Origin of the sequence: Candidatus Viridilinea mediisalina, assembly GCF_002532535.1 — a bacterium.
Classification (GTDB): Bacteria; Chloroflexota; Chloroflexia; order Chloroflexales; family Chloroflexaceae; genus Viridilinea; species Viridilinea mediisalina.
The window spans coordinates 1-4,477 of record NZ_NQWI01000200.1 but is presented as its reverse complement, the minus strand read 5'-3'; the positions used below and the strand labels follow the sequence as shown (position 1 = coordinate 4,477).

The window sequence follows — 4,477 nt, the reverse complement described above, 5'->3', positions numbered from 1 at the left end:
AGAACAGAAGAACAGAAGAACAGAAGAACAGAAGAACAGAAGAACAGAAGAACAGAAGAACAGAAGAACAGAAGAACGGATTTCTGTTCGTTGCCCCCCTGTTCCTCTGTTCTCTGTTCCCTTGTTTCTTGCCCCCTGTTCTCTGTTCATCTGTTCTCTAGGAACCCTGCTGCGTGACCAGTTACATCATCCGCCGTCTGCTCTATGCGATCCCGACGCTGTTGGGCATTAGCTTGGTGATCTTTCTGGTGCTGACCCTAGCGCCTGGTGATCCGTTGGCCCAATTTGCCGCCGATCCCTCGGTGCCGCCGGAGGTGCGTGAGCAGATCCGCGCTTCGTTTGGACTGAATGATCCCTGGTATATCCGCTACTTCAAGTGGCTTAGTGCGCTGCTTGTGGGCGACTGGGGTTACTCCTTTGCCAGCCGCATGCCGGTGCTTGACCTGATTGCCCAGCGTATGCCGCAGACCTTGCAGGTGGTGGGGCTGGCCTACCTGATCTCGGTCTGCCTTGCGCTGCCCATTGGTATCATCTCGGCAGTGAAGCCCTATTCGCTCTTTGATCATGTGGCGACCACCTTCGCTTTTATTGGCTTCTCGCTGCCTACCTTCTTCACTGGCCTGTTGCTCATTCTGGTCTTTTCGGTTCACCTGCGCTGGCTGCCGCTGATCTATGATTCTACGCTTGAGGTGCGCGATCTCAATTCGCTCTGGTTGCAGATCCGCCAGATGATTATGCCGGTCACGGTGTTGGCCCTCTTTCAGACAGGTACGCTGACCCGTTTTGTGCGTGCTTCAATGCTCGAACATTTACCTATGGACTATGCGCGCACAGCGCGGGCTAAAGGGCTGAGTGAGCGCAAGGTGATTCTGGGCCATGTCTTGCGGAATAGCATGATTCCTGTGGTTACCCTGATTGCGCTCGGTGTGCCTACGATCTTCACGGGCGCGATTGTGACCGAACAAATCTTTCGCATTAACGGCATTGGCGAACTCTTGATTCGATCCATTCAAAATTCTGATACCCCTGTGATTATGGCGATTACCTTTATCTTTGCGATCCTCGTCGTGCTCTTTAACCTTGTGGCCGATGTGCTCTACGGCATCCTTGATCCACGGATTCGCTACGATTGATGCTGAGGAGACAGGCTCATGGCAGAAGGGCAGCACGATGTTACGTTCAACCGCAACGCTAGTGCGGCGGCGATGCAGCTTACGTTACCGTTCACGAGCAAGCCACGCACGCTCTTAGGCGATGCGTGGCAGCGTTTTCGTAAGCACCGCATGGCCATGTTGGGCGGCATGGTTTTTCTGCTGCTCATTCTCGCCGTAGTCATCATCCCAATGGTTTCGACGGCGAACCTTCGGCGTCCTGACTTCTCAAAGAGCATGCTGCCACCAAGCATCGAGCATCCCATGGGCACCGATGATCTTGGGCGCGATATGCTGCTACGAACCATGCACGGTGGCCGCATCTCCATCGCGGTCGGCGTAGTCGCAATGCTCATCTCGGTCACGCTGGGCACGCTGATTGGCGCAAGCGCAGGTTTTCTGGGTGGACGCATCGATAGCATGTTGATGCGGATCACCGATCTCTTCCTTGCCCTGCCGGTGATCCCACTGCTCCTCTTGCTTATCTTTCTCTTCCGTGATACGTTGCGCCGCTGGTTTGGCCCCGAAACCGGGATCTTTATCCTGATCGTGACCGTGATTGGCGGGCTGAACTGGATGACCGTGGCCCGCCTCGTGCGTGGCGCCTTCCTTTCGCTCAAGCAGAAGGAATTTGTCGAGGCCGCCTACGCCTTGGGCATCGGCCAGATGAGCATCATGTTCAAACATATACTGCCCAATGCGTTTGGGCCGATCATTGTGGCCGCAACCTTAGGGGTTGGCTCAGCCATCATCACCGAATCGGTTCTCTCCTTCCTTGGGCTTGGCTTCCCACCCGACACGCCCACCTGGGGGCGTCTGCTCTACGAAGGCCAAAATTTTCTTGATTTCGCCCCATGGATGGTTCTCTGGCCCGGCCTGCTCATCTTCCTCACCGTCCTCAGCATCAATTTTGTGGGCGATGGCCTACGCGATGCACTCGATCCGCGTGCGCGGGTGTAAGGATGTTGGGCAGGATCAGCACATGGCACACTTTTTGCAATGAATTAAGCAACATCGTATTCTTTTGCTACGCCCGCTTGTAGAGAGATACGCCTATGTTTGAGATGGGCTTTATGCCAGAGATGAGAATGCGCGTTTCGCCCGCGCTGCTCAATCTCGCCCAGTTGCTGAGTTTGCCAAGTCTTGATCTGGAGCAGTTGGTTGAACAGGAGTTGAGTGAGAATCCGGCGCTTGAGGAGCAAGAGGCGAATGAGTCTGCGTGTGCCCAATGTGGTGGCTTTGTGCTTGATGGCGTCTGCCCCCAATGTATCAGCGGGAGCCTCCCGCCTGAAGGAAACTCCTTGCGCGATGCAGAAGAACTTGATCCGCTGCTCTTCATTGCCGCCCCGCGTAGCCTGGCTGACATCCTGCTGGCTGAGTTGACCGCGAATCTCCCTACGGAAGATCACCCGATTGCGATGGTGCTTGTTGGGAACCTCGATGATCATGGTTTCCTTGCCGATGAGCCGGAGCAGTTGGCCGAGTTGCTTGGTGTCCCGCTAGAGCGCGTCGTCTTTGTCTTGGCGCGTTTGCGCGAGTTTGGGCCGCCGGGCATTGCTACCCGCGATTCCCAGGCGTGCCTCTTGGCTCAACTCGATGCCTTAGCGACTCAAGGCATAGAGTGTGGCTATGCGCGGACGATCATTGCCGACCATTTTAGTGATCTGGGGGCCGGGCGCTTCCGCCTGATTGCACGCCAACTGCACATTACGCTTGAGGAACTAGAGCAAGCCCGCAGCTTTATTCGCCGCCACCTCTGGCCCTATCCGGTGCAGGCCGCCCTCAGCGACCCGGCACCACTCCAGCGCACGCGCTACCGCACCGCCGATCTATCGATCATTGAACGCGATCGCGCCTTCGTGGTTGAGGTACTCACCTCATCACGGCGGATTCTACGGCTCAACCCGCTCTACCAAGATTTAGCGCGGCGTGCCGCCAGTCTGCCCGATGATGAACGACAGCATGTGCAAGAGTATATCGCCCGGGCGCGCCTCTTTCTCAATAATCTACGTCAACGCGACAGCACCCTGCAGCGGGTTGGTGAGGCCATTGTAGCCCGCCAAGAGGAGTTCCTGCGTCATGGAGTGCGCCACCTTGTGCCCATGACCCGCGCCGAGATCGCGGCTGAACTGGGGGTGCATGAATCAACCATCAGCCGTGCGACTGCCGACAAGACCATTCTGCTCCCCAACGGTACGCTCTTGCCTGTCAGCGAACTCTTTGTCGTGGCACGCGGCGTGCAAGATGTATTGCGTGAACTCATTTTGCATGAAGAGCGGCCCCATAGCGATGAAGCTCTTGCTGCACTCCTAGCCGAACAGGGCTACCCAATTGCACGTCGTACCGTGGCAAAATACCGTGAACAGATGAGAATTCCACCTTCGCATCTACGGTAAATCCCAGTGGAAACGGGCATGGAAGAACTACATACACATACACCCGCTTCCAAGAAGCGTGAAGAGCATATGAACTGCGATCAGCCAGAAGATGCTAGGCGTCCCTATGATACCTTCCTCTCAGTCGCTTCGCATGAACTGAAGACGCCCCTGACGGCGCTCTTAGGTCAGGCGCAGTTGCTGCAACGACGCATGCAACAAAATACCAATACCTCCGAGCGTGATCGGCGGGCTATTGATACCATTGTGCAGCAGGGGCAGCGCATCAACCACCTGATCAACTCGATGCTCGACATCTCACGCCTTGAGACGGGACAAATTACTTTGAACCGCATGCCGATCAACCTGAGCTACGTGGTACAACAGGCGGTTGAAGAGTTGCACCTGAGCTTGGTCTGCCACCATATCGTCTTGGCCTTGCCTGAGCAACCACTTACGATCTATGGTGACAGCCTACGGTTGGTGCAAGCCTTCCAGAATCTGTTGCAGAACGCGATCAAGTATAGCCCCAATGGGGGCCCAATTAGCATTCAACTGGAAACCGAGGGGCAGTGGGCGCTTGTGCGCATCAGCGACCAAGGGATTGGGATTGCTGCCGAGGCCATCCCGCATCTCTTTGAATGTTACTACCGGGGCAAGTGCAATGCAGCCCATCATATCAGCGGCTTGGGCGTCGGCCTCTATGTCGTCCACGAGATGATCACGCTGCATGGCGGCGAGATTCGCGTCGAGAGTGTGCTAGGCCAGGGCAGCACCTTTACGGTGTTGCTGCCGCTGCATGTGCGTTGATGGTAAGAATTGGCTTCGACAGGCTCAGCCAGCGCATGGGCCCCAGCCGTACACCTAATACCAATTAGACATGGTTTCAGAAACGGCCTTTCAGCTTTACAGTTGGAGTGCCGACTTTAGTCGGCATCCCATGGCAATCTA

Annotated in this window: 5 protein-coding genes; all 5 read left to right on the top strand. The window is 55.9% G+C overall.

The window, feature by feature from the left end; all coding sequences use genetic code 11:
• Window positions 1-232: hypothetical protein (locus CJ255_RS24230; RefSeq protein WP_217352512.1), on the top strand; the 232-nt coding region annotated here is incomplete at its 5' end.
• On the top strand, window positions 174-1,133 hold the full coding sequence (locus CJ255_RS21095) for an ABC transporter permease (RefSeq protein WP_097646052.1): 960 nt from the start codon (window positions 174-176) through the stop codon (window positions 1,131-1,133). The genes CJ255_RS24230 and CJ255_RS21095, both read left to right, overlap by 59 nt.
• 18 nt (window positions 1,134-1,151) lie before the next feature.
• Window positions 1,152-2,111 carry an ABC transporter permease gene (locus CJ255_RS21090; protein WP_097646051.1) on the top strand — a complete coding sequence of 320 codons (960 nt, stop codon included), beginning with the start codon at window positions 1,152-1,154 and terminating at the stop codon, window positions 2,109-2,111.
• Between the two features lie 113 nt (window positions 2,112-2,224).
• Window positions 2,225-3,547: an RNA polymerase factor sigma-54 gene (locus CJ255_RS21085; RefSeq protein ID WP_165774866.1), complete on the top strand. Its 1,323-nt coding sequence runs from the start codon at window positions 2,225-2,227 to the stop codon at window positions 3,545-3,547.
• An 18-nt stretch (window positions 3,548-3,565) separates the two neighbouring features.
• Complete coding sequence (locus CJ255_RS21080; RefSeq protein ID WP_097646049.1) at window positions 3,566-4,336, top strand: sensor histidine kinase; 771 nt, start codon at window positions 3,566-3,568, stop codon at window positions 4,334-4,336.
• The last annotated feature ends 141 nt before the right edge of the window (window positions 4,337-4,477 follow it).

Excerpts from the sequence above, each read along its gene's own strand:
- CJ255_RS21090 (WP_097646051.1), top strand. The coding sequence starts at position 1,152 with ATGGCAGAAGGGCAGCACGATGTTACGTTCAACCGCAACGCTAGTGCG.
- CJ255_RS21085 (WP_165774866.1), top strand. The coding sequence starts at position 2,225 with ATGCCAGAGATGAGAATGCGCGTTTCGCCCGCGCTGCTCAATCTCGCC.
- CJ255_RS21080 (WP_097646049.1), top strand. The coding sequence starts at position 3,566 with ATGGAAGAACTACATACACATACACCCGCTTCCAAGAAGCGTGAAGAG.